At 57.2% G+C, this 24,569-nt stretch carries 21 protein-coding genes and 1 pseudogene; 9 read left to right on the top strand and 13 right to left on the bottom strand.

Annotation, left to right across the window (positions count from 1 at the left end; translation table 11 throughout):
* Positions 1-572: 572 nt before the first annotated feature.
* The gene (locus JMY28_RS11250) at positions 573-866 is read right to left on the bottom strand and encodes a hypothetical protein (protein WP_201696010.1); all 294 of its coding nucleotides are present in this window, start codon (positions 864-866) and stop codon (positions 573-575) included.
* Between the two features lie 282 nt (positions 867-1,148).
* Here JMY28_RS11250 and JMY28_RS11255 point away from each other — a divergent pair, with 282 nt between their 5' ends.
* From JMY28_RS11255 to JMY28_RS11265, 3 genes are all read left to right on the top strand, one after another.
* Positions 1,149-1,859 carry an SOS response-associated peptidase gene (locus tag JMY28_RS11255; protein ID WP_201696350.1) on the top strand — a complete coding sequence of 237 codons (711 nt, stop codon included), beginning with the start codon at positions 1,149-1,151 and terminating at the stop codon, positions 1,857-1,859.
* A complete protein-coding gene (locus tag JMY28_RS11260) occupies positions 1,856-2,215 on the top strand; it encodes a hypothetical protein (RefSeq protein WP_201696011.1) in 360 nt (119 codons plus the stop codon). The genes JMY28_RS11255 and JMY28_RS11260 overlap by 4 nt, the downstream gene beginning before the upstream one ends.
* Before the next feature lie 1,813 nt (positions 2,216-4,028).
* Positions 4,029-4,766 carry a response regulator transcription factor gene (locus JMY28_RS11265; protein ID WP_201696012.1) on the top strand — a complete coding sequence of 246 codons (738 nt, stop codon included), beginning with the start codon at positions 4,029-4,031 and terminating at the stop codon, positions 4,764-4,766.
* Here the strand turns inward: JMY28_RS11265 and JMY28_RS11270 are convergent.
* On the bottom strand, positions 4,711-6,570 hold the full coding sequence (locus JMY28_RS11270) for an ATP-binding response regulator (RefSeq protein WP_201696013.1): 1,860 nt from the start codon (positions 6,568-6,570) through the stop codon (positions 4,711-4,713). The two genes, JMY28_RS11265 and JMY28_RS11270, sit on opposite strands and share 56 nt — an antisense overlap.
* 637 nt (positions 6,571-7,207) lie before the next feature.
* Here JMY28_RS11270 and JMY28_RS11275 point away from each other — a divergent pair.
* Positions 7,208-7,579, top strand: a complete 372-nt coding sequence (locus tag JMY28_RS11275) for a hypothetical protein (protein ID WP_201696014.1) — start codon at positions 7,208-7,210, stop codon at positions 7,577-7,579.
* Positions 7,580-8,568: 989 nt separating this feature from the next.
* Here the strand turns inward: JMY28_RS11275 and JMY28_RS11280 are convergent.
* Both JMY28_RS11280 and JMY28_RS11285 read right to left on the bottom strand, forming a co-directional pair.
* A pseudogene (locus tag JMY28_RS11280) lies at positions 8,569-9,166 on the bottom strand (transposase); the annotation flags it as partial.
* Between the two features lie 206 nt (positions 9,167-9,372).
* The gene (locus JMY28_RS11285) at positions 9,373-10,260 is read right to left on the bottom strand and encodes a hypothetical protein (protein ID WP_201696016.1); all 888 of its coding nucleotides are present in this window, start codon (positions 10,258-10,260) and stop codon (positions 9,373-9,375) included.
* A 509-nt stretch (positions 10,261-10,769) separates the two neighbouring features.
* Here JMY28_RS11285 and JMY28_RS11290 point away from each other — a divergent pair.
* Positions 10,770-12,221 (top strand): IS1182 family transposase, encoded by a 1,452-nt coding sequence (locus JMY28_RS11290; RefSeq protein ID WP_201696018.1) that lies wholly within the window; start codon positions 10,770-10,772, stop codon positions 12,219-12,221.
* 216 nt (positions 12,222-12,437) lie between these two features.
* Here JMY28_RS11290 and JMY28_RS11295 read toward each other — a convergent pair whose 3' ends face one another.
* Together JMY28_RS11295 and JMY28_RS11300 are read right to left on the bottom strand one after the other, a co-directional pair.
* Positions 12,438-12,983 (bottom strand): hypothetical protein, encoded by a 546-nt coding sequence (locus JMY28_RS11295; protein WP_201696020.1) that lies wholly within the window; start codon positions 12,981-12,983, stop codon positions 12,438-12,440.
* 155 nt (positions 12,984-13,138) lie between these two features.
* Complete coding sequence (locus JMY28_RS11300; protein ID WP_201696021.1) at positions 13,139-14,131, bottom strand: SIR2 family protein; 993 nt, start codon at positions 14,129-14,131, stop codon at positions 13,139-13,141.
* A 294-nt stretch (positions 14,132-14,425) separates the two neighbouring features.
* On the opposite strand from JMY28_RS11300, the gene JMY28_RS11305 reads away from it, so the two are divergent.
* Positions 14,426-15,352: an HNH endonuclease gene (locus JMY28_RS11305; RefSeq protein WP_201696022.1), complete on the top strand. Its 927-nt coding sequence runs from the start codon at positions 14,426-14,428 to the stop codon at positions 15,350-15,352.
* A 40-nt stretch (positions 15,353-15,392) separates the two neighbouring features.
* Here JMY28_RS11305 and JMY28_RS11310 read toward each other — a convergent pair whose 3' ends face one another.
* The 3 genes from JMY28_RS11310 to JMY28_RS11320 all read right to left on the bottom strand — a co-directional run bounded on the left by JMY28_RS11310 (position 15,393) and on the right by JMY28_RS11320 (position 18,225).
* Entirely contained in the window at positions 15,393-15,704 is a 312-nt protein-coding gene (locus tag JMY28_RS11310; RefSeq protein WP_407945494.1) for an MbcA/ParS/Xre antitoxin family protein, read from the bottom strand.
* Between the two features lie 95 nt (positions 15,705-15,799).
* Positions 15,800-16,998, bottom strand: a protein-coding gene (locus JMY28_RS11315) for an IS3 family transposase (RefSeq protein ID WP_201696351.1) whose coding sequence is annotated in 2 segments (ribosomal slippage) — positions 15,800-16,683 and positions 16,683-16,998 — 1,200 coding nt in all. Because the reading frame shifts where the segments join, the coding sequence is not laid out codon by codon here.
* Between the two features lie 97 nt (positions 16,999-17,095).
* Positions 17,096-18,225, bottom strand: a protein-coding gene (locus JMY28_RS11320; RefSeq protein WP_407945495.1) for an IS3 family transposase whose coding sequence is annotated in 2 segments (ribosomal slippage) — positions 17,096-17,973 and positions 17,973-18,225 — 1,131 coding nt in all. Because the reading frame shifts where the segments join, the coding sequence is not laid out codon by codon here.
* Between the two features lie 594 nt (positions 18,226-18,819).
* On the opposite strand from JMY28_RS11320, the gene JMY28_RS11325 reads away from it, so the two are divergent.
* Both JMY28_RS11325 and JMY28_RS11330 read left to right on the top strand, forming a co-directional pair.
* A complete protein-coding gene (locus JMY28_RS11325; RefSeq protein ID WP_201696024.1) occupies positions 18,820-19,623 on the top strand; it encodes a hypothetical protein in 804 nt (267 codons plus the stop codon).
* 112 nt (positions 19,624-19,735) lie between these two features.
* Positions 19,736-20,380 carry a hypothetical protein gene (locus JMY28_RS11330; protein WP_201696025.1) on the top strand — a complete coding sequence of 215 codons (645 nt, stop codon included), beginning with the start codon at positions 19,736-19,738 and terminating at the stop codon, positions 20,378-20,380.
* A gap of 131 nt (positions 20,381-20,511) precedes the next feature.
* Here JMY28_RS11330 and JMY28_RS11335 read toward each other — a convergent pair whose 3' ends face one another.
* The 4 genes from JMY28_RS11335 to JMY28_RS11350 form a co-directional block, all read right to left on the bottom strand.
* Positions 20,512-21,039 (bottom strand): HAD domain-containing protein, encoded by a 528-nt coding sequence (locus tag JMY28_RS11335; protein WP_236596805.1) that lies wholly within the window; start codon positions 21,037-21,039, stop codon positions 20,512-20,514.
* A gap of 105 nt (positions 21,040-21,144) precedes the next feature.
* Complete coding sequence (locus tag JMY28_RS11340; RefSeq protein WP_236596806.1) at positions 21,145-22,044, bottom strand: HAD domain-containing protein; 900 nt, start codon at positions 22,042-22,044, stop codon at positions 21,145-21,147.
* A gap of 181 nt (positions 22,045-22,225) precedes the next feature.
* Positions 22,226-22,636 carry a hypothetical protein gene (locus JMY28_RS11345; protein WP_201696027.1) on the bottom strand — a complete coding sequence of 137 codons (411 nt, stop codon included), beginning with the start codon at positions 22,634-22,636 and terminating at the stop codon, positions 22,226-22,228.
* Between the two features lie 114 nt (positions 22,637-22,750).
* Positions 22,751-23,146 (bottom strand): hypothetical protein, encoded by a 396-nt coding sequence (locus JMY28_RS11350; RefSeq protein ID WP_201696028.1) that lies wholly within the window; start codon positions 23,144-23,146, stop codon positions 22,751-22,753.
* Positions 23,147-24,125: 979 nt separating this feature from the next.
* Here JMY28_RS11350 and JMY28_RS11355 point away from each other — a divergent pair.
* Positions 24,126-24,377 (top strand): helix-turn-helix domain-containing protein, encoded by a 252-nt coding sequence (locus JMY28_RS11355; protein ID WP_201696029.1) that lies wholly within the window; start codon positions 24,126-24,128, stop codon positions 24,375-24,377.
* Positions 24,378-24,569: the final 192 nt, after the last annotated feature.

The following is a 24,569-nucleotide window of genomic DNA, read 5'->3' on the forward strand; positions in this document are numbered from 1 at the left end:
CCCTCGGAGCGCCCGTCGCTCTCCTTCGGCCGGAGGCGTCGCATGAACCGCTGTAGAGGACTTATTATTCGAATCCGCAGTCGCTGACATGCCGTATGAGATCAAGCTGAAATACCCTCGGAGCGCCCGTCGCTCTCCTTCGGCCGGAGGCGTCGCATGAACCGCTGTAGAGGACTTATTATTCGAATCCGCAGTCGCTGACATGCCGTATGAGATCAAGCTGAATTACAACGATCGTCTTCGAGATCACGGTGGCCCAATGTCGTCACACAGAACAAATGCCGAAACTCCGCGCGACTGTGACAGCGCAAATCTCGCGCGCTGAGCGGCTCTTGGTACTAGTCGGATCTTCGGAATTCGTTGCGGGGCCGGATTTAAACCGACGACCCATGGATTCTAAGTCCAAAGTGCTCCGCAGTGCCTGAATTCGCCTCTGGGCCGGAGATACCGTGGAACGAGCGCTATGACAGCTCTTGGCCCTCTAAGCGCCGGCCCGACGAACAGCTCATGAGTTGGCAAGCGCGCAAGCAACGGGTGACCGTCCTTAAGCAGCCATCGCCACGGACATTAAGTTATCGTCGCTCCCATTTTATGGGCCCAATTCGCTGCAGCTCCTGCATCAGGCGGCGCCGCAGTCGCCCCAAATATTTGCGTGCTTCCTCGACGGTCGCGTAGTCTTTCTGCAGGTGCCAGTAGCCCTCCGCAGCAATCGCCTCGAGTTCGGAGATGGCGTATCGCCCGCACTGCACCTCAAGTGCGAGCCGACCTACCTCATCTCGTGGATGCCGGTTCCAGATGCGCCTCAACTCGTCGTCGAGCGGCGTGACGAATGGCGGCAGGCCGTATCTGCAACGCTCGGCGCGCATCCGACGCTCTCGATGCCACGGTAGGTCAGCAGCAGGTGGGTCCACTGCCGGGCCGACCGAATGCATGCGGTCTCGCTTCGTATGCCCGAGCTGGTAGACGCACATGTCGTAGGCATACCAGTCGGACCGGGCTTCCTCATCGGTAAGCCATATCGGTGTGGGCACGAAGCGGGTTTTGACCTCGTCCCAGACTGCCCACTTGTATTCCCAAACTGGGCCATGATCTGACAAAAACACTGTATGGATGTACAGTTTATCCAGGAATGGAGACAGGCGGGCAAGATGTCTTTGCCTCGACGGAGGAACCTTACGTGCACGAACTATGCGGCGGCACGCCGCGACCGGATATTCAAGCAGTTCGGCGTCGAACCGCCCGATAGCCCTTGGCGAGACGAGGTGTACAAGGACTATCCGGCACCAATTATCAGGCGCGTGGCGGACGCAGAGAGAGCCGACGTCGCAACGTTCGGCATGGTGCCGCGCAGGCATATTCCGCCCGGCGTTCGTGTCTTCGACACAATGAACGCGCGCGCGGAAACGGTTGGCGAGAAGCGTAGCTTTAGCGGTGCGTGGAAGCGTTTGCAGTTGTGCCTTATCCCCTGCGAAGCGTTCTACGAGCCTAATTACGAAAGCGGGAAAGCTGTGCGTTGGCGCATTGACACGGCCTCCGGCGAACCGTTTGCCATTGCCGGCCTGTGGCGCGAGTGGGAGGACGGTGACGAAGGCAAAGCGCTGTCGTTCACGATGCTGACCGTCAATTCAAGTGAGCATCCGCTCATGAAGCGCTTCCACAAGCCAGGTGACGAGAAGCGCTCCGTTGTCATTGTGCGACCGACCGACTATGAGAACTGGCTCGGCAGTAACACAACGGACGAAGCGCGTTCGTTCCTGAATCTCTTCCCTGCTGAGCTGATGCATGCCGAGGCGTTCCCGGCACCGCCGCGTGGGCCGAAGAGCGCTACGGACACGCCGAAAGCGGAAGCTGAGAAATGAAGCGGCTGGATGATGAAACGAAGGCTGAACTGCTCGCGTTCCTCGTGGTCGGCCAGCTGTTCGCATTTGCTCGAAGCGGAGTGTGGTTGCGTACCATCCATCTCATCGAGTCTGCGCAAATTTGGCTCAGTTCGAACGGCGCCGAATGCGATTGGCTGGAGCGCGCACAGCTCGTCGAGGCGTGCCGGGTCGTCGCATTAAAGGCGCTTGATTTGCCGTTCCCACAAGCCGAGGCCGACCTCGTACAGCTTTTCAATCTGAATCGTGGCTGGTTTCTCGACTATAGGAAGCCCGTGGTCCAACAGATTCACGCGATGTGCGTTGCGCATCTCTCCCACGACGCAAGCATGATTTAGACGGTCAGCCGCTGTGAACTCCAGAGACCTGCACTTTTCGGACAATCGTCGCTGCCCGCATCTTAAGTCGCACAGGTTTCGATCGAGGTCACCGGCGCTCGGTCTCACCGCTTTCAGCATCTCGCCGCAACGAGGGATCTCGCGGGCCTACTCATTCGAATAGTTATGCGCCGACCCGGTAGTGGCTAGAGTGTGCGAAGAGGGTATCCCCGTATCCCTCGGTCTCCAAAGGAATTGCGCCCGCCCCGTGCGGGCACTTTTTTTCGGTTCATTGCGGACTACCGGGAAACGCGGCAGAGGCGGCCCGAGTTCGGACAAGGATCAGCTTAATGTTGAGGCTAGGCCATTCTTTAAACGGTTGGTGCTATCGGGCTGTCACGGGAAAGTCGAGAGTGCTATGGACCTACTTCAGCAGCACCGGGATGGCACTGCCCATCCAATTCCACTGAGTACCGTCTATCGCTGATTGTGTGAACGGCGGAAGGCAACCCTGAACAGTCGATCAGGCCCGCGATACCGCTATGACCGTTTCGGAAACAACAGCCGCCCTCGGGACAATGCGCATTAAATGGACGTCGGCGACGCGATGTCGCATACAGGAGGCTGACATCATTCTATATGGTTGATGTGTCAACTATAAGTTTGCCTGGTTTCCGAAACATCGCGCGAGCCCGCTCACGTCACCAACTACGCTGCAAATTAGGAAAACGAGGGGGTAAGGCGCATGATCTGGGACCCAACCACGAATGCGGATGTAATGTGTACCAAGCTGCGACTCGCAACGACTGATCAAGTGTGCGAATCCCTGGCGGAACGGGCTGAAGCGTTCATCGACTGGTAAGTTGAAGTTGCCGGGCCGGTTCAATGCAGAACACTCGCAAATACGCTCCTTCAAGCTCCTGAGGGGCCGGTTCTGAGACCGCTCCGGACAGGTGCGTGCCGAGTCCGGCCTGCGACTCAAGGACCACGCATGGCCGACCACTGTCTCCGCCGGTCACCCCGTGTCAGCCCGCGAACGGCAGCTCCCGCTTGTACGACCATGCTGCGGTTGCTTCCCAAACCAAATCGCGTCAATGCCAAACACGGACCCCTCCAGCCCCATCGGGCGAATTAAATGGGCGTTGGTGGCACTCCGTCGCATACGGATAACTTACATTTCTCATGTAGTTGATATATCAACTGCATATCAGAGACCTATTCAGGCGAGAGAAAATTATGAAACTGTTGCTCTCACTAGTCGCTGTCGTTCTGCTTGCCGCAAACCAATCCGCTTCTGGTCAATACGTACAAATGGCTCCCAATGGCTCGTACGTTGGCGGTACTCCTCAGATGGCTCCCGACGGATCGTACGTTGGTGGCACTCCGCAGATGGCTCCCGACGGATCGTACGTTGGCGGCACTCCGCAGATGGCTCCTGACGGCTCGTACGTTGGCGGTACTCCACACATGGCTCCCGACGGATCGTACGCTGGTATTGGCGATTGGCAGGCCAATGAAGCAACGTTTCCGTATGCTGATTGAGTGACCCGTCACGGTCGTCACCTTGGAACGACGACCCAAACTACCCAGATGATCTAGACGCGGCGCAGAGGCTGGTTGACCGGGGCCCCTCGCCTCCACAGGGTGTGCTGATGGCACGCCTCTCGACCGCGAAATATCCACCATACTGGAAATTTTTCATTTTGCTTGCGTCGACCATGTAACTCTAGAACTGGGCGTGGTATGCGCTGATAACCACAAAGCGGTGCATGTGACATTATCCATCGGTGCGAACGTCTTCTATACTGACTTAGCTTAGCGACCGGAGGGCGACATGCGGGTGCTGCTTATAGATGACCACGCACTGTTTCGTGCGGGTATCGGCCTGCTACTTCGGGAACTGCACCCGACCATCGAGATACTTGAAGCAGGACGGATGTCGGACGGCTTGGAACTGGCCCGAGTGGAACCGCTGAATCTAGTCTTTCTGGACTTGGCACTCCCCGATGGCCACGGTTTCGACGCCCTGAGAGTAATGAAGACGGAGAGGCCTGCACTACCGGTAGTTGTGATGACAGCGCTTGAGGACAGAGACACCGTTAATACTGCGATTGACTTACACGCAATGGGATTCGTGCCGAAATCTCAAGGCCCACAGGCGCTGAATGCAGCGCTGCAGTCGGCTCTTGTCGGCGGTGTTTTTTTGCCCAGTTCGATATTCGATAGAGGTAATCTAACCGCGAACCATGACAACTGGTCAGCTCCCATGGTCCACGGAACTGACGGAAACTCCGGGCAAGCATGTGCGTCTCTGCCACCCCCGCCCACGACCACTGGACTGACACCTCGTGAATCTGAGACGCTGAGGTGGTTAATTCGTGGATTGCCAAACAAGTCTATCGCTTCAAAAATGCAGGTCGAAGATATTACCGTCAGGAAATATGTAAGTCATTTATTGGCTCATTTTAATGTGAAGCGACGAACTGAATTAATTGTTTACTGTGCAAAAAACGGAATCATATCCGGTCCGCCGATGCGGGATACGCCTGCGAGAGGGATTGCCCCAATGTAATCATGTTATTGACAGCGGCCATTAGCTCTTCAGGAGTGGAAGCCTTCCCGATCGCGATGACAGGCCCCGGAACGCACGTTTCAATATCTCGGACAGATATCTCACCGGTAATAATCACCACAGGAATTGCTGCCACCCCATCAAAAAAGCTACGAACGGCCGCGATGACATCGGCGCCCGTATAGCCTGACTGCAGTCGGTAATCCGTCACAATAACGTCGGGAGCACGTTCGGACCGCTGCAGTATCTGCTCGACGTCTGAAAGCGATTCAGCTGTATCCGTCAACATACCTGCGTGCTCGAGTAGCCCTTTAAGGCCCTGCAGAACAGTCGGCTCATCGTCGCAAACTATCGCATACCGCCCTACCAGTCCGCTGAGGGCAGGGCGGGTTGTCTCGCGGTCCGCGTTTGCGGCAGGCAAGTCCGTCGAAAGCGGAACGTAAACGGAGAATCGCGACCCTTTGCCCACGATGGAGGTAAAGCTTAGTTGGTGGCAAGGGAGAATGTGCTGAATCCTTCGCACGATAGAAAGGCCAAGCCCAAGGCCTTTCGAGCGGTCACGCCCTGGGTTATTAACCTGATAATACTCATCAAATATCTTGCTGAAATATTCTTCTGGAATTCCTAGGCCCGTATCCACAACGTCAATACGAACGATCTCCTTGCCGATGACCCAGCCGAGCACAATTCCGCCGCGCTCGGTGTACTTGATTGCATTCGACATTAGATTGAGGAGGACGCGCTTCAACAAAAATTTGTCGGTAACGATGACAGCAGTCGCATGACGCCCGCGAAACAATCGCAAATCCAATCCTTTACTTTTGGCTGCCCCTGCATACTGCTCATGTACCTCGGAAATGAGGTCCTGCACATTCGCAGGCAGCATATTTACCTCGTAATTTCCAAGTTCAGAGTAATCCCGAATATCCTTAAAAATGCTAAAAATGTCAGCGGCTGATCGGTCGATAATGGCGAGATCAGGCTGGATGGTTGGGGAAAACTCGCTTGCTTTTACCATGGCCGCCTGAAGAAATAGGCGTATCGCGGCGAGAGGCTGTTGGATATCGTGATAAGCTGCGGCGAAAAAGCGCTCTTTATCTTCCATCATCTCCCGCATCTTTTCGTTGCGCTCTTGCACGGTGGCCATTGCGATATCGACTTCGGCTTTCGCATTAGTCAATCTAAGTCGCGCTAGAAACTCTCCTCGAGCCGCGACTTCCAACTGTACTGCGACAAAAGAGCCTAGGATGCAGAAGCAGATAAGAAAAAATGACGCCGAAAACCAGTAATATACAGATGCTCCAATGATATATTCGACAACATTGAAAAGTAGGAATTGAATGAATCCGAGAATAAGAGTGGGTCGGGCGCTCACTCGTATAAATGTAAACAGAAAATAATAACATAAAAATAGTCCTGGATAATACTCTCTGAAATTGTTGTTGGGTGGCGCTACAATCATCATAAGCAGAAGTCCGAGCCAACCAGTAAAAATCGCCGACAGCATGTAGACCGACGCCTTCCTTTCACTTAAAAATACGTCCGTCCAAGCCTGTTTGCAGACATATGCCAGAATGGCCATGCCAACGAAGCGAATCTCAAGAAGTTGAGCAAACGCGTGACGACTGAAAAAAGGGCTCTGTACCCAGTCCCAGAACAGAAACGCTGTCCACATCCCGAGACCAAGCCCAGCAGCAAGTCGCCGCTGCCGAAGGAATCGTTCCGCCGTATCGTCCTGGTAAGAGGCCTCCTGCTCGCCTTCGGCGAAGGGCAACGGCAAGTGGAGATTGTGTATCAGTGCCATGGTTTGTTAGGTTCACCGGTTAGTGGCCGCGAATGCTATTGAGACAGTATGAGTTTGTTACACCGACACTGTGAACCAATACTGGCCGCTCTGTGAAGGCTACAGATGTATCGCATCCATGTCCTGAAGCGGAGTCCGACAGCGCAATGGCTTGACGGCCTTTGCCGATTGATAGGATCAAGCTACTGAGCCAGAACCGAACCTAGCCGTTTATGGAACTTCCAGTAATGCTTTAAGGTTGGATGTGCGACCCACGATGAGTGTTCCCGACCGTTCAACGCCCAGTTCGACGTAGCGGTCGTTTAGTGTCGCCCGGCGAGGCCCTTGCTTTATGGTCCGTCGCGCGAAAAGCCCCGTTCTTTATGGCGGCGATGTGGTCAAGGTCAAGAGCATATGAAGCCGTGAGACAAGGGCAACGCCAGATGCATCTTCGGCGCAACACTTGAGCACGGCGAATTGCGACGAGACTGACGCCCTTACCAACGATTAACGCAATACCCATTTCTACAGATGTAGGCCCCACCGCGATACATCGGTTGCGCCACATATGTGCATTACATTGATCCTCCTCATCTTCCAAAATGGTTTTCACCCGGGCCGCAAACGTCCCGGCATCGCAACTTTCTTGGAGATGATCATGGAAACGGCCACAATCTTCAAAATCACATCCGCACCTGTTGTCGCCCAACTAGCGCGAAGCATTATCATATTGGCGGCAGCGACCGTTGCAATATCCGGTGCATACGCCTACGACCGGAGCTTTGTGCTAGTAAATGAAACAGACGACAATATTGACCAATTTTATGCGAGTAATGTCGGCACAAACGAGTGGGGCACTGACCTACTCGGAACGGGAGTTTTGCACGCTGGATATCACGCTACTATCGACCCGGATGACGGGAGCGGGTATTGCAAGTATGACTTCAAGACGGTCATGCACAGCGGCGATATTTTGTACAGGCACAACGTAAACGTGTGCGTAATCCGGTCCTATACGATCGACAACTGACCATTAGCCGACGAGGGCGACGCCCACTGCGACTGCGAGTGCGTCAGTAGCGGCGGCGCGCTGGTCGCGGTAAATGCCTCCCGCGCGACCTACCTGCGGTCGCACTTCCGACAGACCGCTGGCATCAAAGAACATTCGTGCCTCGTGCTGGCGGCACGCGTTGCCCTTCAGGCGACAGAAGAGAGCACAGGTCGTCTGGACTTGCCGAGTCGTCGGCGCGCGTCACCGGCGTCCCCGTCAGTTTTTATGACGCCCGGACCGACGTCCTCGCCGAGCGGGTGCACACCGCGTCCTACTCGTTCTCATATGAGGCTGCGGCGGTCGTCACGCTCGGCGACGGCCGGGAATAGTGCGTCGTTTTCGTAGGCGGCCATTCAGGTGGCAAGGACGAAGCGTTGCATGTTGCGATCGAGGTGCTGACCGACGATCCGGCACTGGCCGACTTGAACCCAGAGGAGTTGCGCCAGCGTATACGTTTGCTCGTGAAGGGGCATTGCTGCTGCCATCCACGTGAGTGGCTTCGTCCGATGCCTCGAAGGCGTCATTTGCTAGGAGGCGGCTCGAAGGGCCGCAGCGGGTCTTGACTCCGGGCATAGGATTTCACGCGAAGCGGTCATTCGCGGAACGTGGTGTGCGGTACGACGCCGATTTTCGGACTGACCGGTAAAAGAGCACTCATCCTTGACAATCGAATGGCCGGTTACGGGGGGCGGAGCCGACGCCCGAACGTCCGACCGTCAACGTGCGTGAGCGACGGCTCCCGGCCGCGCGCTGCCACACGAACTTCGGCGGCCATCCCGTCGGCAACGTGCTCTATGCAAAAGGCATATTACGACCCAGAGTGTGTGGAAACACAATTTTTCGAAGGTAAGCGATAGGCAATCAGATCGATCAAGTTCGATACGCCGAATTTTCGCTAGTCGGACATCGCAAGCACAACAAAGCCCCTCGGGGCTTCAGCCTGCCGCGAACTTCATGGCCTTTGTCGCGTACAGCCGAACGGTCTTTACAGCGAAACCTGTTGGGCTGGTTCTGTCTGCCGTTTCAATCAGGTCGAGATATCGCTGCACACTCTCCTCGATCTGCTGCTTGCGCTTGTCAGGCTTGCCCGTTGTGTAGTTCAGGTCCCGGCTATTTGATGCCTTGAACTTGCTGCCGTCGATGGCCACCATGTCGCTGGATAGCAGTTTTAGCCCGCGACACAGTTCGACGAAACGCCGACATGTATTGCGCATGGCTGTGCCGCTGTCACGGCGAAAATCTGCGATCGTCTTGAAGTCCGGAGCGAGGCGGCCCGTTAGCCACATTAGCTCGACGTTGCGCTGACACTCGCGCTCCAGGCGGCGGGCTGGATGGTATCCGGTTCAGATAGCCGTATATGTAGATCTTGAGCATCACACCGGGGTCATAGGAGGGAAGACCGGTCGTTGCTGGCTTGACGCCGTTGAAACCGAGTTCCGCGAGGTACAGCTCGTCGACGAAGGCGTCTATGACCCTGACTGGGTTATCTCCGCCGATGTAGTCATCGACACATTCGGGAAGTGGTGCGACCTGTTTGCGGTCATCGCCTTCAACGAATCGCTTCATGCATCACCCGGTCTCAGTGCGTTGATTCAGTTTGGGCGATCAACACGTTTTCACACAGGCTGGACCCGTTGCGGCCCTTTGACCTAGCCTAAACCCACCGGCAGCTTCCACGGCATAACGGTCGTTCGCCAAGCCTTGTAGGTCGGCGGTTGATCGGCCAGAGCGGTCATTTGGGCCAGTCCGCCTTCTATCCCTGCGAACGACCGCTACGGACGTTCATATAATACGTGCAAAGTATTCGCCTGCCAGTTAAGCAGCACAACTCTCTTTGCATGATTTGGTGTTTCAACTTGGCCCTGCCATTGGGTAACGAAGAAACTTGCAAGCATCGATTCGTCAAAAACTGCTTCGCCGTCGTTGTCGGGCCCTCCCGCGATAATGACAAGCTCGTCAATTCTTTGATCAGCCTTGTCATGCTTGGCGATGATTTTGTCTAAGCGCTGCTTTACGTCGGCGCCCCCTGCAGTCGCGAGATATTGATGCTCAACATTGAATCCGCACTCGAGTACAAAGCGATTGTTGTGCATCGACGGACCAGCAACGTACCACTCGATAGAGCCATCGGAAGTGACGCCTTTTTCGCCCATTGGAAATGGGTCAGGTACTTCGCCCATGACCCATTTCTCCCCGTCAAGTGTCGCCCAAGCTTCGTGATCAGGTTCAAGTCCCTCGAACATTTCCACCAATTCGGAAATTGCCGGGTCAATATTTTCTGGACGGGGTATGAAGGCGGTACTGAACTGTAGAACAATATTGAGACCCACACACTGCCTAAGTCGTCCGGCTCGGTATTCACGACGGAGACGACCCTTGATAAGTCGGAATTGAGCAATTGCCTGCCTTCGTTTATCGAACGCGAACGCCGCCACATCCAAGCCGAGCTTTTGGCCATTTCTCTCGATCCAAAAGTCAGGTCTGTCGCCTTGCTCCAGCAATATGAACGCCATATCCTTCGCGCTAGTACCCGCCAACTCCTGATACCGTTTCAGTTGAATCAACTCAAGTTCGGTCTTGGTAAGGGGCTCTTCGGGGGAAAGCAGCTTCAAGGTCACATCCGTCATTTGCAGCGTCTGGACGCCCTCGTTGCTAGTCATTAAAACTCCGTGTCCGAGCATTGGATTTCCTTAGTGACTATTGGCCGGTCATTTGGGGCAGCCTAACTATTTTGTTCGCACCTGCGGGCCACTCTCAGTGAAAAATCTGGAACGAGCGGTAATGGCCGCTCCCAAGACTACGCACGAAACTCCCATTTCTGCATCCGCGAATCGAACCCTTGTTGCTGTAGGAGCGTTGGCAGTCCAGTGGGGCTGACCATGTGAAGAGCCCTTACGGGCAAGCGTACCATGCGGTGCCGCCCGAACTGTTTCAGTAGACGCGGCCGGCTCAACGCTATCGTCACAGCTAAAAAATTTCCTCCATGCGCGGCCACACCGGCCGATGATGTGACGACAGCGTTAGGTGCTCGAATGGCCGTTGCCAAGGTGGACGGGGACATTCAAGCGTCTGTTTGATGTTGCAGATCAAAGGCTGCTCCTGGCCGAGGGTGTGTCAAAACTCGCCCGATCGCCTAGACTGAATCAACCTGTTAGCGCGCGAGGCGGAGATGGGGCGATTTGTCGAAGGTGCGAACCGCAATCAGGCAACGTTGCTGCCGGAATGTCTTGAGGACTTTATCGCCGAAGACAACCCTGTCCGGATAGTCGATGCATTCGTGGACGAACTCAATCTGGCTTCAATGGGATTCGAGGGCACCACGCCCGCGACTACGGGCCGACCGTCTTACCATCCAGCTGTTCTGCTCAAGCTCTATATCTACGGCTATCTCAATCGCGTGCAGTCGAGCCGACGTCTGGAGCGTGAGTGCCAGCGCAATGTCGAACTGATGTGGCTGACCGGTCGCCTCGCACCGGACTTCAAGACGATCGCCGAGTTCAGGCGCAGCAACAGCGCGGGCATTCGCAACGTATGCCGGCGCTTCGTGGTGATATGTCGTGATCTGAAGCTCTTCACGCAAGCTGCCGTCGCTATCGACGGCAGCAAGTTCAAGGCGGTCAACAGCCGCGATAACAACTTTACGCCCAACAAGATTGCAAGGCGTCAGGAACAGATCGAGCAAAGTATTCAGCGCTATCTGGATGCCCTGGAGACGGCAGATCGCACGCAACCAGCCGAGGTGGAAGCGAAAACCAAACGGCTACGGGAAAAGATTGAAACGCTTCGCGAGCAGATGCGCGATCTGGATTGTGCCGCAGAACTGTTGAATGAATTACCGGGCAAACAGGTCTCGCTGACCGATCCTGACTCGCGCTCGATGATGTCGCAGGCCAAGGGCACAGGCGTGGTGGGCTACAACGTTCAGGTGGCTGTCGATACAAAGCATCACCTCATCGTGACCCATGAAGTTACGAACGTCGGTGGTGACCACGCGCAGCTAAGCCCGATGGCCAAGGCCGCACGCGATGCGATGGGCAAGAAGACAATCAGGGCACTGGCTGATCGCGGGTACTTCAGTGCTCCGGAGATCAAGGCGTGTGATGACGCGGGCATTGCGGCGCTGGTGCCGAAAACACAGACATCAGGTGCAAAGGCGGATGGGCGGTTCGACCGGGCCGACTTCATCTACATTGCACGCGATGACGAGTACCTGTGTCCAGCGGGTCAACGGGCTATATACCGATACACCTCCTTCGAAGGCGCCAACCTACTGGAGTTGCGAACATACTGGAGTAGCGCTTGCCCGAAGTGCCCAATGAAAAGCCAGTGCACGCCCGCTGATTACCGTCGTATCCGACGATGGAAACACGAAGCGGTACTTGAGGCGATGCAGGCTAGGCTGGATCGTCAGCTAGACGCCATGACAATACGACGCCGGACCGTTGAGCATGTGTTCGGCACACTCAAGCACTGGATGGGATCGACGCACTTCCAGACGCGCGGACTTGGCCATGTCGGAGCTGAAATGAGTTTGCATGTGCTGGCCTACAACCTCAAACGCGTCATCAGGATTCTCGGGTTCGCAAAGACGATGCGTGCAATGAAGCTGGCAGGCGCGTGAACGCGCGCGCCGACGCTGATTGCCAGTAAACACGATCGCGTCATCTGCCGGTATCTCGGTCTAACGCAACGGCGCTTCCCACCGGGCGTCACCGGTCCGCCGTTCTGCGCGTTTTTACACGGCCTCGGCCGTCACCGGCAGTTCGGTAGCCGCGGCGTGTTGTGAGACACTCAATGTCGTAACGGCGACGAAATTAATGCGGTCTACGACCACGGACTAGTTAATCCCTGCGATCTTCGACAGAATTCCGCTAAGCCGTGCGTCCAGATATCGCTGGCTGGCGAGCGTCTTCAGATCGGCCAACAACGCGACCGCGCGTGCATCACCCCTATTGATGGTTTCGAGACATGCACTCAGGCGAACGACAATCTCAGGCGCTTTCATGTCCTCGTGGTGGGACAGTATGAGGGCGAAGTTCAATCTGAAGGCGCGAATCTGCTGGTACGCGAACGCAACCTCCTCCGCGAGCTTGCCCCCGAGTAAGCCGATCTTGCCCACGTTGGCTTCATAGATAGGGTCGTTCGGCGGGTCGAAGCGCCGAAGTGATGGGCTTTCTCCCTGCTCAACCGCCGTTTTTAGTATGGTCAGCATGGTCCGCAGCAGCGGGAATGCCTGCATGTGTGAACCTAGCTCGCCCGCCAACGCACCCGCTAGTGCTGTCCCATCCCGGAACCGGCGATAGTCTTCAGCCAAGAAGTTATTAACGTAGCCTCCTGCCAACACGCCAATAAGCGCGATCAACGCGGCATTACCGTCAGCCATATCTCCCCCGATTCGTCGTATTAGACGCAGCGGTATTTTGCGCGAGCCGGATCGAAAATTGTTCTAGATTTCCCGGGGGCCTTACGCCGCTCCCCAGCGCACACTTGCCTCCGTGTCCGGCCGCTGGTGACACGAATCAATAGACTTCTCCAGCGTCAGGCGTCGAAGAAGCGCACCAATTTCGCGCGTTCGAGTTCATCGTTCGTGAAGGTCGTGCTCAGTGGCCGGGTCGAGCCGCCGATGTAGCGCACGTTCTCAATCGCCTGGGGCGGCTGCGGAATCGCTCCATTGTCATTGCGCGGACGCAGTGCCTTACGCCCGCTTGGATTGACCACGAATAGGCCGAAGGTGTCGTCTGCCTCTGCGGCTGCGACGATCTCCCGATTGATGTGCTCGTCGGCAAAGCCGTAGCCGATGGTCATAAGTCGCGTACCGCGTTCACGCAGGCGTTCGCTGAACTCGTTGGCGTACTGTGCCAACAATGCTGATCCGGCAATCGTTTCCTCCTTGCGTGCACCCATCACAAGCAGGTCATGGCCGCCCTCGCTGCGCCAGTTGACGGAGCCGTGCAACTTGAAGATCGGCTGGCCTCGCGGCTCCACAAGATACTGGGCCAGCGGTCGTGGTCGCCACTCTGCGACAAGCTTTTCATCGGGACGGGCCGCCCAGAAGTTCGGCGGCACCTGCATGCCGGGATACTGGATGCCCACCCGAAGGTCTCCCGTGTAGAACAATTCGAGAAGCAAATCCTGATTGAGAGTGAAGATAGCGTCGAAGCGGGTCAGAAAGGCGGCGATGCTGCGCTGGACGAAGTTCGAGCCATTGCCCTGAAACTCCATTCCGGGAAGCTCCGCGAGCATGGAATTCATGTCGTTGAACGAAGCCTTGATTGCACGTTCAAGTGCGTCCAGCCGCTCACGCTGCACAGGCTGCTGGTTCTGACGCCACTCATGTTGCAGGTCCCCTAAAACCTCTTCGAAGTTCGGATTGTCGGTAAGCCTCTTGCAGAGGTCCCGGACATCCGCGAGACGGCTGATCAGGTCATCGGCGAGTTCGCCCGCGAGCCACCCGCCCCAGTTGCGGGTAAAGCCCGCGCCGAGCAAAAGGAGGTGCGCCACACGGTTCCCCTGACGATTCAGTCTGCCCATTCCACTCGTCCGCTTGAACGGGATTCCCTGCGAGCACTTGTGCTCTACGCTCGAAGGTCCGTTGGTAGGCCAAGACAGCCGTTCGAGCGTCCAACCGCGTGCTACGCAGAGTGTCGGCAGCTAGGCCGACCACAGCCTGACGCAGTCGGCCCTTGCCGGCTCTGAGCACTTGCGGACCCCGCAATGGCTGTAGGCTGTCCGTCGTGCGCGAGATGCAGTCGTTGGGCAGGCGAATTGCCCACAACTCCTCTTGGCACGATAATTCAAAGACAACCTCCGAGCAATGACGTACACATGGATCCAATCGAGTACGCAAAGGCCTACTATCTTCAGCATTACACTTTGCTGAACATGTGGAACCTGACGCCAGGTGTCAGAGTGGTACTCGAAAATGGCGGCCCACAGGTCTGTCGATTCTGCCAGAGGTCGGCACCCGAGGTTACTTTTAGGTTGAAGGCTCACGCCATCCCCGAAGCACTGGGCAACAAAGGGATGCTGTCCCGTTACGAGTGCGATGAATGCAACAAGCACTTCGGCAGCACGATTGAGAACGACTTAGGTAATTGGACGCTACCGATGCGCACACTTTTGCGCATATACGGTAAAAACGGCGTCCCCACGCTAAAGAATGAGCGCGACGGATGGCGCATCGAGTGTGGCGATGGAACCGAACTGAAGGTCAGTCACAATCGCGTTGATTCTGTGTTTGAAGTCGATGAAGCGCAGAAGCTCATTCGGTTCAATCTGAAGAGGGGGCCGTTCGTTCCGCTGGGCGTTCGCAAAGCGCTCGTCAAGATCGGGCTAACGCTGCTGCCGGAAGCTGAAGTGTCGAACTTCGAGGAAACAATCAAGTGGATTCGTGACCCACAGCACTCGAATGAACGAATGGTTCGGATGCCCGTGCTGCGAACTTTGATGCCAGGATCAATGAACGGGCAGATGATTACGGCCGCATTGTTGCGTAGAAGCCAGCCCAATATCGGCTTGCCATATGCGTTTCTTATCCTGTCGATTGCGAACGAGACCTACCAGGTGATGCTTCCGAGTCCGCAACTGGACCCTCCCTTGGATATAGCACCAATGCAAATGCCGGTGTTTCCAGTCGGACTGGGCCAGAACCGCGACTCGATTTGCGTCGCTTTGAATCTTTCCGACAGCGAACGCGTGGTTGACGAAGTTCTGTCGGCTGTCATGTCGTACGACGCCCGAATTCAGATATAGGCGTCCGCGGACCATCGAGCCCCACCGCATTCTTTGAGCGTTAAATGCGAATGCGGTAGGCGTCCAGGTAGCCGACGACATTGACCAGTCCTTGCGCAGAGCGCATGAGATCCATCGGGCGCGCGTTCAGAACCACATTGTCGTTCTTAAGCCAGGCGCGCGCCTTCTCGCCCGGGCCGACGATTGCGTCGAGCGAGCGGAAGAGCCGGACGAAGAGGAGCGCCAGTTCCCACTCCTTGCCCCGCGATTCGCTGAGCCGGTACGTGTCCGCGACAAGCCGGGAGGCGGATGCAGTGCTGATGCCGAGCACATCGGGGCGCAGACTGGCTGATCTCCATTGCGTCCGCTGCACGCACCACTGCCTTGGAGAGGATGGCTGACGGCAGTTGGGCCGACCTGATGGGAGTTTTTGGAGTTGCCCCTGTAACACAGGACACGCGGACACCGTTAGGTTGATGGCACCGCAGCGCGCCTGAACTCGCGAGGCGAGCGGTATTTCAGGGCTTTATGCGGGTGGCGCTCATTGTAGTGTTCAAACGCGATAGCCAGACGCGAGAGCGCCGTTCGTGCGTCGGGCTTGTCCATGTAGGCGACATAATTATGTTTCATCGTCTTCACGAACGATTCGGCCATGCCATTACTTTGCGGCGAACGGACCGGCGTGGTCAGCGGCTCAAGTCCCAGTTCACGAGCGAAGCTGCGCGTGCGGTGGTCGATGTAGGCCGAGCCGTTGTCCGACAGCCATTCGATGGGCTGTGTCGCCTGCGTCATACCGAAGCGCTGTTCGACGGCGGCCAACATCACGTCGCGCACCACGTCACCGCTATGGCCGCCGGTAGTCGCCGCCCAGCTAATCGCTTCCCGGTCGCAGCAGTCCAGCGCGAACGTGACGCGCAGCGGCGTGCCATCGTCGCACCGGAACTCAAAGCCGTCGGAGCACCAGCGGGTGTTGCTACGGTCAACGGCAACGCGACCGTCGTGTCGCCGACTGTCTCGCCGCACGCCGGGGCGACGCAGCAGCAACTGGTGCTCACGCATAACCCGATACACGCGCTTGTGATTGATGCACGGCGCGCTGGTCTGTTCTCGACTACGGCGCAGCAGTGCCCAGATGCGTCGGTAGCCGTAAGTTGGGAGGTGCGCTACGTGGGCCTGGATTTCCTCGACCAATTCCGTGTCGTCGGTCGGCTTGGCGCTACGACCATCTTGCCAATTGGACGAGCGAGCCTGTTTCGCTGCTACACCAGAGAGCGCCACGCCGAGAACTTCGCAGACCGTCTTCAATGGTCGTCCCCCGGCAGCAAGGGCGAGCGCGCAATCAGGTTTTTTGAGCGGCCCCATTCCACGGCTTCTTTCAGGATTTCGACTTCCATTGTCTTTTTCCCGAGTAGTCGTTGCAGTTCCTTGATTTCCTTGATGGCGGCGGCCAGCTCGGATGCGGGCACAACAGATTCACCTGCCTTCACCGCCGCCAGACTGCCTTCCTGGTATTGCTTGCGCCAGCCGAACACCTGGTTGGCGTTGACGCCGTGCCGGCGCGCCACACCCGACACGGACGCTCCCGGCTCCAGTGTTTCCTGCACGATGGCGATTTTTTCCTGCGGGGTGCGCCGACGACGGCGCTCCGGCTCGGTCAGAATTTCGATGGGTTCCACGTAATGACTAGGCTTACTGTTAGGCACAAGACTATCCCTTATTTTAAGAGAGTCCTCGTGTCCTCAGATACGTGGGGCCGCTCTGACCTTACCCCGCCGAGTACACCATTCGTAAGTTAGTGGTCTCGCCGGTTTTCGGTTGATGCAGTTGCCGGAATTGGTCCGGCGCCAGTTGCCCCAAGGCACTATGCGGGCGCACCGAGTTGTAGTCCGTGCGCCACGCTTCGATTCGCTTGCGTGCATCGTCGAGACTGACGAACGCATGCTGGTTCAAACACTCTTCGCGCAGCCGGCCGTTGAAGCTCTCGATGTGCGCGTTTTCCACCGGCTTACCCGGGCGGATGAACTGCAGCTTGACGCCATGTTCGTGGGCCCATGCGTCGAGCGCCTTGCTGACGAATTCCGGTCCGTTATCAACCTGAATCAGGTTCGGGCATCGTCCCCGCTGACGCAGTTGCTCGAGCACGCGCGCGACGCGAACACCCGTCAACGAGAAGTCGACCTCGATGTGCGGGCACTCGCGGTTCCACGCATCAATGATGGTCAACATGCGAATGCGTCGACCATGCACCAGCGCATCAGCAACAAAGTCCATCGCCCAGCTTTCGTCTACGCCGCTCGGCGTTGGCATTACCACGCGCAGATGACTTGGGCGCTTCTTGCGCCGTTTCAGGCGAAGCGACAGGCCTTCTGCGCGGTACAACCGCTCGGTGCGCTTGTGGTTCTGGACCAGCCCCTCCCGGCGTAGCAGGACATGCAGGCGGGGCGAGCCAAACCGTGGCCGCTCCTGCGCCAGTTCACGCATCCGTTGCCGGACTGCGTGGTCGGCGTCAGGTGACACTGGCCGCCGGAACGTCCGGCGATTCAGGCCAACGAGTGCGCACGCCCGGCGCTCCGAATAATCGTGCTGTTCAATCACCTGCTGCACGACTTCCCGGCGCTGCGCGGGCGAACTCACTTTTTTCCGAGAACGTCCTTCAGAACCTGGATGTCCAGTGCCTGGTCCGCTACCAGCCGCTTGAGACGCTGATTTTCCTCTTCCAGCTGTCGCAATCGTCGCGCTTCCGACACATCCATGCCGCCGTAGCGGCTACGCCAGTTATAGAACGTCGCATCCGATATGCCGTGCTTGCGGCACAGGTCTGCGACCTTCATACCCGCATCGGCTTCCTTCAGCACCCCGATAATCTGCTCTTCGCTGAACCGCGACTTCTTCATGACAAGGTTTCTCCTGCGGCCTTGCCACTAACTTTACAGTGGGATACTTCAGAGGGGAAAGGTCAGCTCCAGTTTTCATGAGGTCTCTGTTTCTAAAGCAATGTTAGTAACGAATTCTCGTTGCGCAGTTAGCACGCTTACGCTTCGGGCGGTCCGCTCTATTGCAATTGACGTAGTCGATCCGCTTTCGTCATTCGTCCCTCTGTCTAACGGCTACTTCGAAGGCACAACGATCGTTTTCATTCATGCCAGTATTACGCCGGCTTCCCCGTACGCCCTGCGACTATGGCGAGGCGAGGCAATTCCATATCCATTTCTGACGACGGATCCGAAGACTCCGACAGTGACTCGCCCGTCGGCGCAGTGGCGTCTTACGCGGCTTGGCTTGCGATATCCTCCAAAACGCTTTCAAAACTTCGACTATGCCTCGCGCGAGCGGCACAACTTCTGCCCTTCGTCGCATAACGCACATACGTTGCGGTGACACCGAAGTAACTTACGCGGATCCGTCGACGCCACAGCAATCTGGACTCCAGGACCGGTCTCATGGTCACCCAAGCTAGTTCAGCAGCGATCCCGGCGAGGAGGTTTCGAATGATCGACAAGCCCAAACATAACCGTCCAGGCGTGGCGATACTCTTTGGGCTTTACGCTGCCGGGATCCTGACCTTTGCCGGGTGCGCGTCCTCGGTTCCGCCGCGGACCGCCGCCGTTCCGAAGGAACACACCGGGCCAATTAGCGTCGATATAACGGCCGTCCCGGCGGGATCGACAACCTTGACGATCTTGAAAGACAAGCAGGACTGTGACGCGTATTCACATTTCGACGCCCGGCTTTTCGCGCAGTGTATGGAAAAGCGTGGCTATGCGGTTGCAGTCTATGGCCCGGATCATCAGCGGACGACCATTGAAGAGCTATACGCGCCCCACCCTGCTCCAAGCGTGACGGCGCCGGCTCCTGTCACCGCACCGGCCGCAACTGCGCCGGCAGCCCAAAGTGTGTCGGTGCCTCCTGCGCCCAGTGACACGACGCCTCCTTCCGTTACCACTCTCCCACCCATGCTTACAGAGCAAGAGAGGTCGACGCTAGTCAGTAACATGGTCGGTGCGGCGTTGGGAGCCCTGGCAGAATGTGGTCCAGAGTTGATCCCAACTGACGAAGACAAGAGCGCGCAGGACGGCAAAGGGAAGAATGTCAGCAGATTTATGAGCTGCGAGCTCGGATTCGCACTCAAACAAGTCGGGCACGATACAGGGAAACTGTTTTGTAATTCTCCCAGATTTGATCATGCTCTCGTTGTGAGATTGAACATGGGATTGACCGTGGTTAAGCTCCACGTGAGCGACGACGATCTCGCACGGGTGAAGCCCGGGGCTTGCATAATTTTGGCCCACTGAATGTTTGGATACCCCTCCCGATCCTGCGATTTAACGTGCTCAAACATGCGGAAATTGCATGGTATCTTCCTTAGGCCAACGCCATTCTCCGACCCAAACGTGCGCGAGCTCGATGAACACATTTCAACCTAAATGGACGGCTAGCACCGATCAGGACGGCAACGATATCGGCGCCGAAATAGAGTGGTTCCGTCAATTCACGGGGCTAGAGCAAGTGGTGCCCGGTCGGTACAGCTTCCTGCTGCTATTGAGTCTGTTCGGAGGCTGGAAGTCGGAAACGGTAGATCCGCACAAAGTCGTTCATGAAATCAGGCTGCTGGAGAACGGCGAAGCCAGTACCCTTAAGCCGCCGATCCAAAACTGTCATCCTCCTCTCAAAGGGCTGTGGCACAAGCACTACCTTGAGCAGGGCCTTGCGTCGCTCGCAAAGAACGTCGCGAGAGGCCTTCACAGGCACGGGATGCCGTACTTCGATCAGAAGATCGCGGAAGCAGAGGCTGCGGGCGAGACCCGCTACATGACCCCAGAGGATCTGCAGGCGCTGGCGGCCGACGTAGTGCGTGGCAACCTCGGGCGCTTGAGGGAAGCTCAAGTGATGACGGGCGAATGGATTCTGTTCGCGAAGCACGAAGGCAAGAACTACTACCTCGACATAACGACTCACGACAAGAGCTTCCACGAGCAAGTGCGCAAGAATATCGACGCCGTGTCATGCCGGGAGTTTCCGTTCATCGGGCAGATCCTCTCGAATGCCTGAAGCGCATAAAGCCCTAAAGAACCACCGTGTTTTCGATAGATCCGAAGCACGGTGCAGCTTGCCTCTGCGTGTGAGTGGGCGATGGCCACTCACACGCGACTGCCCCCCGTTGTAGTTGTGTAAAGCGTCGGTCAGGCCAGCCTCTTGCCGGCGCTGGCGGCAGTTCCCAGTGCGGCGAGTTTCGCCTGAATTGCGCTGTATGCGCTCGGCTCGCTGATACCCATGACGGGGTCGGTCAGTACGAGGTGCTCACGCGCCATGGCCGGCCAACCCTCACCGTCGTCGTCCAGCGATAGCCACTCGTGGGGCCGACGGCGCTGGACGTCCGCCCAGACTTGCACGCCACGTGGCATGGCTGCAAACAGGTGCGCGTCCATCTCGCCATGGAAGGTGGCGCCAACCACCCTCGCGCGCAGGGCCGGCGGCAACCGACGCGCGGCCTTGCGCACGCTCCCTAGAACGCGCACCCAACTTGTCGACAGGACGATCCGCACATCAGGGTAGGGAGCCAACAGCGCCACGAGCAGCGACGCATGCTCGAAGAGTGTGTGTCCGGGCGGCGTAGCGACGTATGGCCCGGATCTGGGGCGCCGCCAGACGTTTTCCGGATGGAGCACGCCGTCGAAGTCGAGATACAGCAGCCGCCCTCCCGTATGCATTGGAGGCGGCGTCGTGGCTCGGCTCTGGGCAGGTGGGTGGAATCGGTTCATGTCCGACGGCTTTGCCTTGTTGCCCCGGTTCCCGCGAGATATCTCGCTGCGTCTTCAATCGCCACTGCGAGGTTCCATTCGAGCGATGTGCTTGTGATGCACGTCGGCCAGCCACTGACGAATGCGCTGCTGCGCATTCTCATCGCTGATACCGCGCGTCGGGTCGAGAAGGAGGAAGTGGCCGACCAGCTCTCCAGGTTCCTGTCCGAATCGCTCCGCGCCGAACACCGCGTCGTCGATGGCGAGCCAGTGCTTTAGCCGTTTGCCGTAGACATAACTGGCGATGACATGGGTGCGCTCAGTGCCATCGAGCACATAGCTGCGACGTGGCTTAATGCTGCTGGTCGTGCCGACGACGCGCGGCCGCAGTTCGGGCGGCAGGTAGGCAATGACGCGCTCCACTGACAAGCGACGGCCCCATGACGTTGTGAGCACAATCTCAACATCGGGATATGGCGCGAGCAGTTCGACAAGCAGTGGCGCAAATTCGAGTAGCGGGCGCCCCGTGTCGAGTGTTATCTCATCGTCCTCTCCGATGTACGCGTTGCCCGCGTGGAGTGTTCCATCGAAGTCGACAAATAGGGTTGGCGTCATGTTGTCCATGACCAGGCGCGCCGGTACAGGTGGATCTCGCCTCGGCGAACGATGCTCCATCACCTTGTACCAGTCGACGCTATGGCCAATTGCCTCGAGGGCGACGCTGGCGTCGTCCCGTTTCATAATGAGCATCTCCAGTCCGAACCCAGCGAGCACCAGAAACAGAATGTCGGTACCGACGGACAGTCCATCCTCGATGCGACTCAAGTCAGCGGCATCAACATAAAGATTGTCAGCGGCGTCGAGAAGGCTAAGCTCGCATCGCAGCCTGAATTCGCGAACCAGCCCGCCGAGCGCGCAAAGATCTGCGGCGTGCGGGATGAGCGCCGAATTCGGCGTTGATGACGCTGAAGGCATAGATTTGGTCTGCGGAGACAAATAGGTTGCCGGCTCCCAGAGGCGGTCGCCAGTTCAATAGCGCGCGCACGCGCGAGATGAGCCGTCTCCGCTCAGTTGGAGACCCCCACCGTGATGAACTCTAACTCGGCGGGACGGCTCCTGCCGTAGTGCCAGCAACGCTCGCGCCGCGTGTAGCCACTCATTCGTTGTCGGGTTTTTCGTGCTCGGGACAGCGCGTCTTCATCCAGTCGTCTCCAACCAACCTGCCGCGATTGCCGCACACTTCGCAGAGGCGAGTGCTCATCAACATGGCTACTTGGATCATGCCCGACTGATAATCATTTGGTCCGTCCGCGTAAAAGCGGAGTCCGCCGAATTTTTCTTTTACCTGCCGGGCGACGACCTGTGGCGCGCCGATTTTTTTCGCGTACTGTAGATTCAAGCACAGGACATCGAGCAGGTCATACCACCCATCTCCGCATTCGAAGCCCCAGGTAGCAATGAGCGTTGGCGCAGCAGGGAAGTCGGGATCGTCGGGATCGCCGATCGGCTCGGCAGTAAAGATCTGCGGGTAGTCGGCGCGCAGCTTGGCTTCCAGTTCGGGACTCAAATGTTTTCTCCGTTGTTGGCGCAATCAATAGGCTTCGCGAAACATGGCGGGCAGGTTGCATTCTCAACGTTTCGCAGCAAGCGCACGCTGATGCCGGGGCGTTCGGCGGAACTGTCATAGTGGAACCGCAACGCCTAGGATTTTGCAGGCAATTTCTAGTGCGCCGTCTTCGGGCGAATACATCACGGGCGCGGTATCCCAGCGCGGTGACTGACTCACTACTCCGGCGCTGGCGAGCCCTTGGCGCGCGAATACATCGAGACGTACCAATGGAGTCAGCTCACTCGCGACGCTGCGGCTAACAAGTACCGTAAAACAAGATCCAGTTGGTCGGATGGCCCTATACCTTTTTGCCTGCAGTTCAAGCACCCACCGCGTTTCCTCTAGCACGCTCGAAGGCTCGCGCTCGTTCAGAACGTTGCCCTCTATGAGGCACAGGCGCGCGAGCTGTACCGCGTGACTGGTGTACTCGCCGTCCAGCAACTCTATTCTGAGGGGATCTTCACTCATTCTTTGCCACCTCCAGTCGGTCCTGGAGGCAGATCTTCGGTCGCGTCGGAAACAACTCGTCTCCCGTCGTCCTTTGGAAGGTAGTCTGGGGCCTCGGTACGATGCATCTTTGTCCGTGGGTCTCAGAACACTCGCTGTATGCAATTCACTAACGGCGTGGATTGCCTTCGTGCCTCGCACGTGCCGAACGGACGTTACATCTCCATCGTCAAGGTCTGGTTCGTCGAAGTCTCCAATCGGAGTTACGCATCCGTCGCAATAGACACGCTGCCAATTGGCCTTACGCATCTTCCCGCGTTTCCCGCAGCACTCGCAAACTAAACAGGACTTCTTTTTAATATTTTGTGCGATGTCGATCAGCCGTGACCACGTAGCAGGTTCATATAAGAATCCGTTGGCGAGAACAATCTCCAATACTCCATCGACTTGCCGGATGTCGGTGCAAATTGGTAGCGTCGGATAGCAACCCTCTTGCTCCAACAGCAGTGCGTGTTCAAGGCAGGTCATATTTTCGAGCCGGGCGCCCCAGGCTTTGCGGAATTCGCGCTCAATTTGCCTGGCCGCTTGCTCAATGAGTCGGTACCAGCCCGCACCGCACTGGATGCCGAAATTTCCAATGTTCGACGGGTATGCTTCGCTAGCCTTCACTGCACGGAAAAACAGTGGATATCGCTCGAACAGCCGGCTTTGTGCCGCGGCTGTCGCCGCCAGTCGCGGTCGTGTGTTCGCAGGCTGTTCAATAGCCTGTCCACTACGCGATTCCGAATTGGCAACCATTGATAAGACCTCTGCTAGTTAGTCAGGGCGAACGAACGCCTACGTGCTGCTGCGCATTCGCGCTAGGGACCGCACAGGCGGGCAAATATTTAAGGGATTTGGATTGTATATGTTTACGCGGTAGATGTTTAGACGGTAGACGTATAAAAAGTAGATGTTTGTGAGGTAGACGAAAAGGAGGTGTTGCGCGAATCTCGCGGGCATGACCGAGACTGAAATCAAAGACATTGACCCGTATCTCCGGCGCCGGCTGGCCGAGCACGTCCGCAGACTGCGTTTGGAAAGAGGTATCTCGCAAGAGTCGCTCAGCGTTCGATGCGGCTTTCATCGAACGTACGTGAGCCAAATCGAACGCGCGAGTAACAATGTGACGCTCGACAACTTGCAAAGGCTCGCTGCCGGGTTGCAGGTCGACCCTTCCGAGCTGGTCAGCGTCTCCAGCAACGGCAGCTGACTTCCTCCTCGGCTTTAACCAACGAAAATCATATTTGTCGACGTCGGATTACATCCGCACTGTGCCTGATCTCTCGGCTCTGACGAAACTGCGCCTTTTCCCCGTGTGCAGCAGAACTCAGCGGCCCACACACCACGCTGGTGTGGCGGGGCGCGCAGTGGGCGGTTCCGGAGTACGCACGAGAATGCACAA

The sequence above is a fragment of the Paraburkholderia hiiakae genome (assembly GCF_904848665.1).
In the GTDB taxonomy this organism is placed as follows: domain Bacteria; phylum Pseudomonadota; class Gammaproteobacteria; order Burkholderiales; family Burkholderiaceae; genus Paraburkholderia; species Paraburkholderia hiiakae.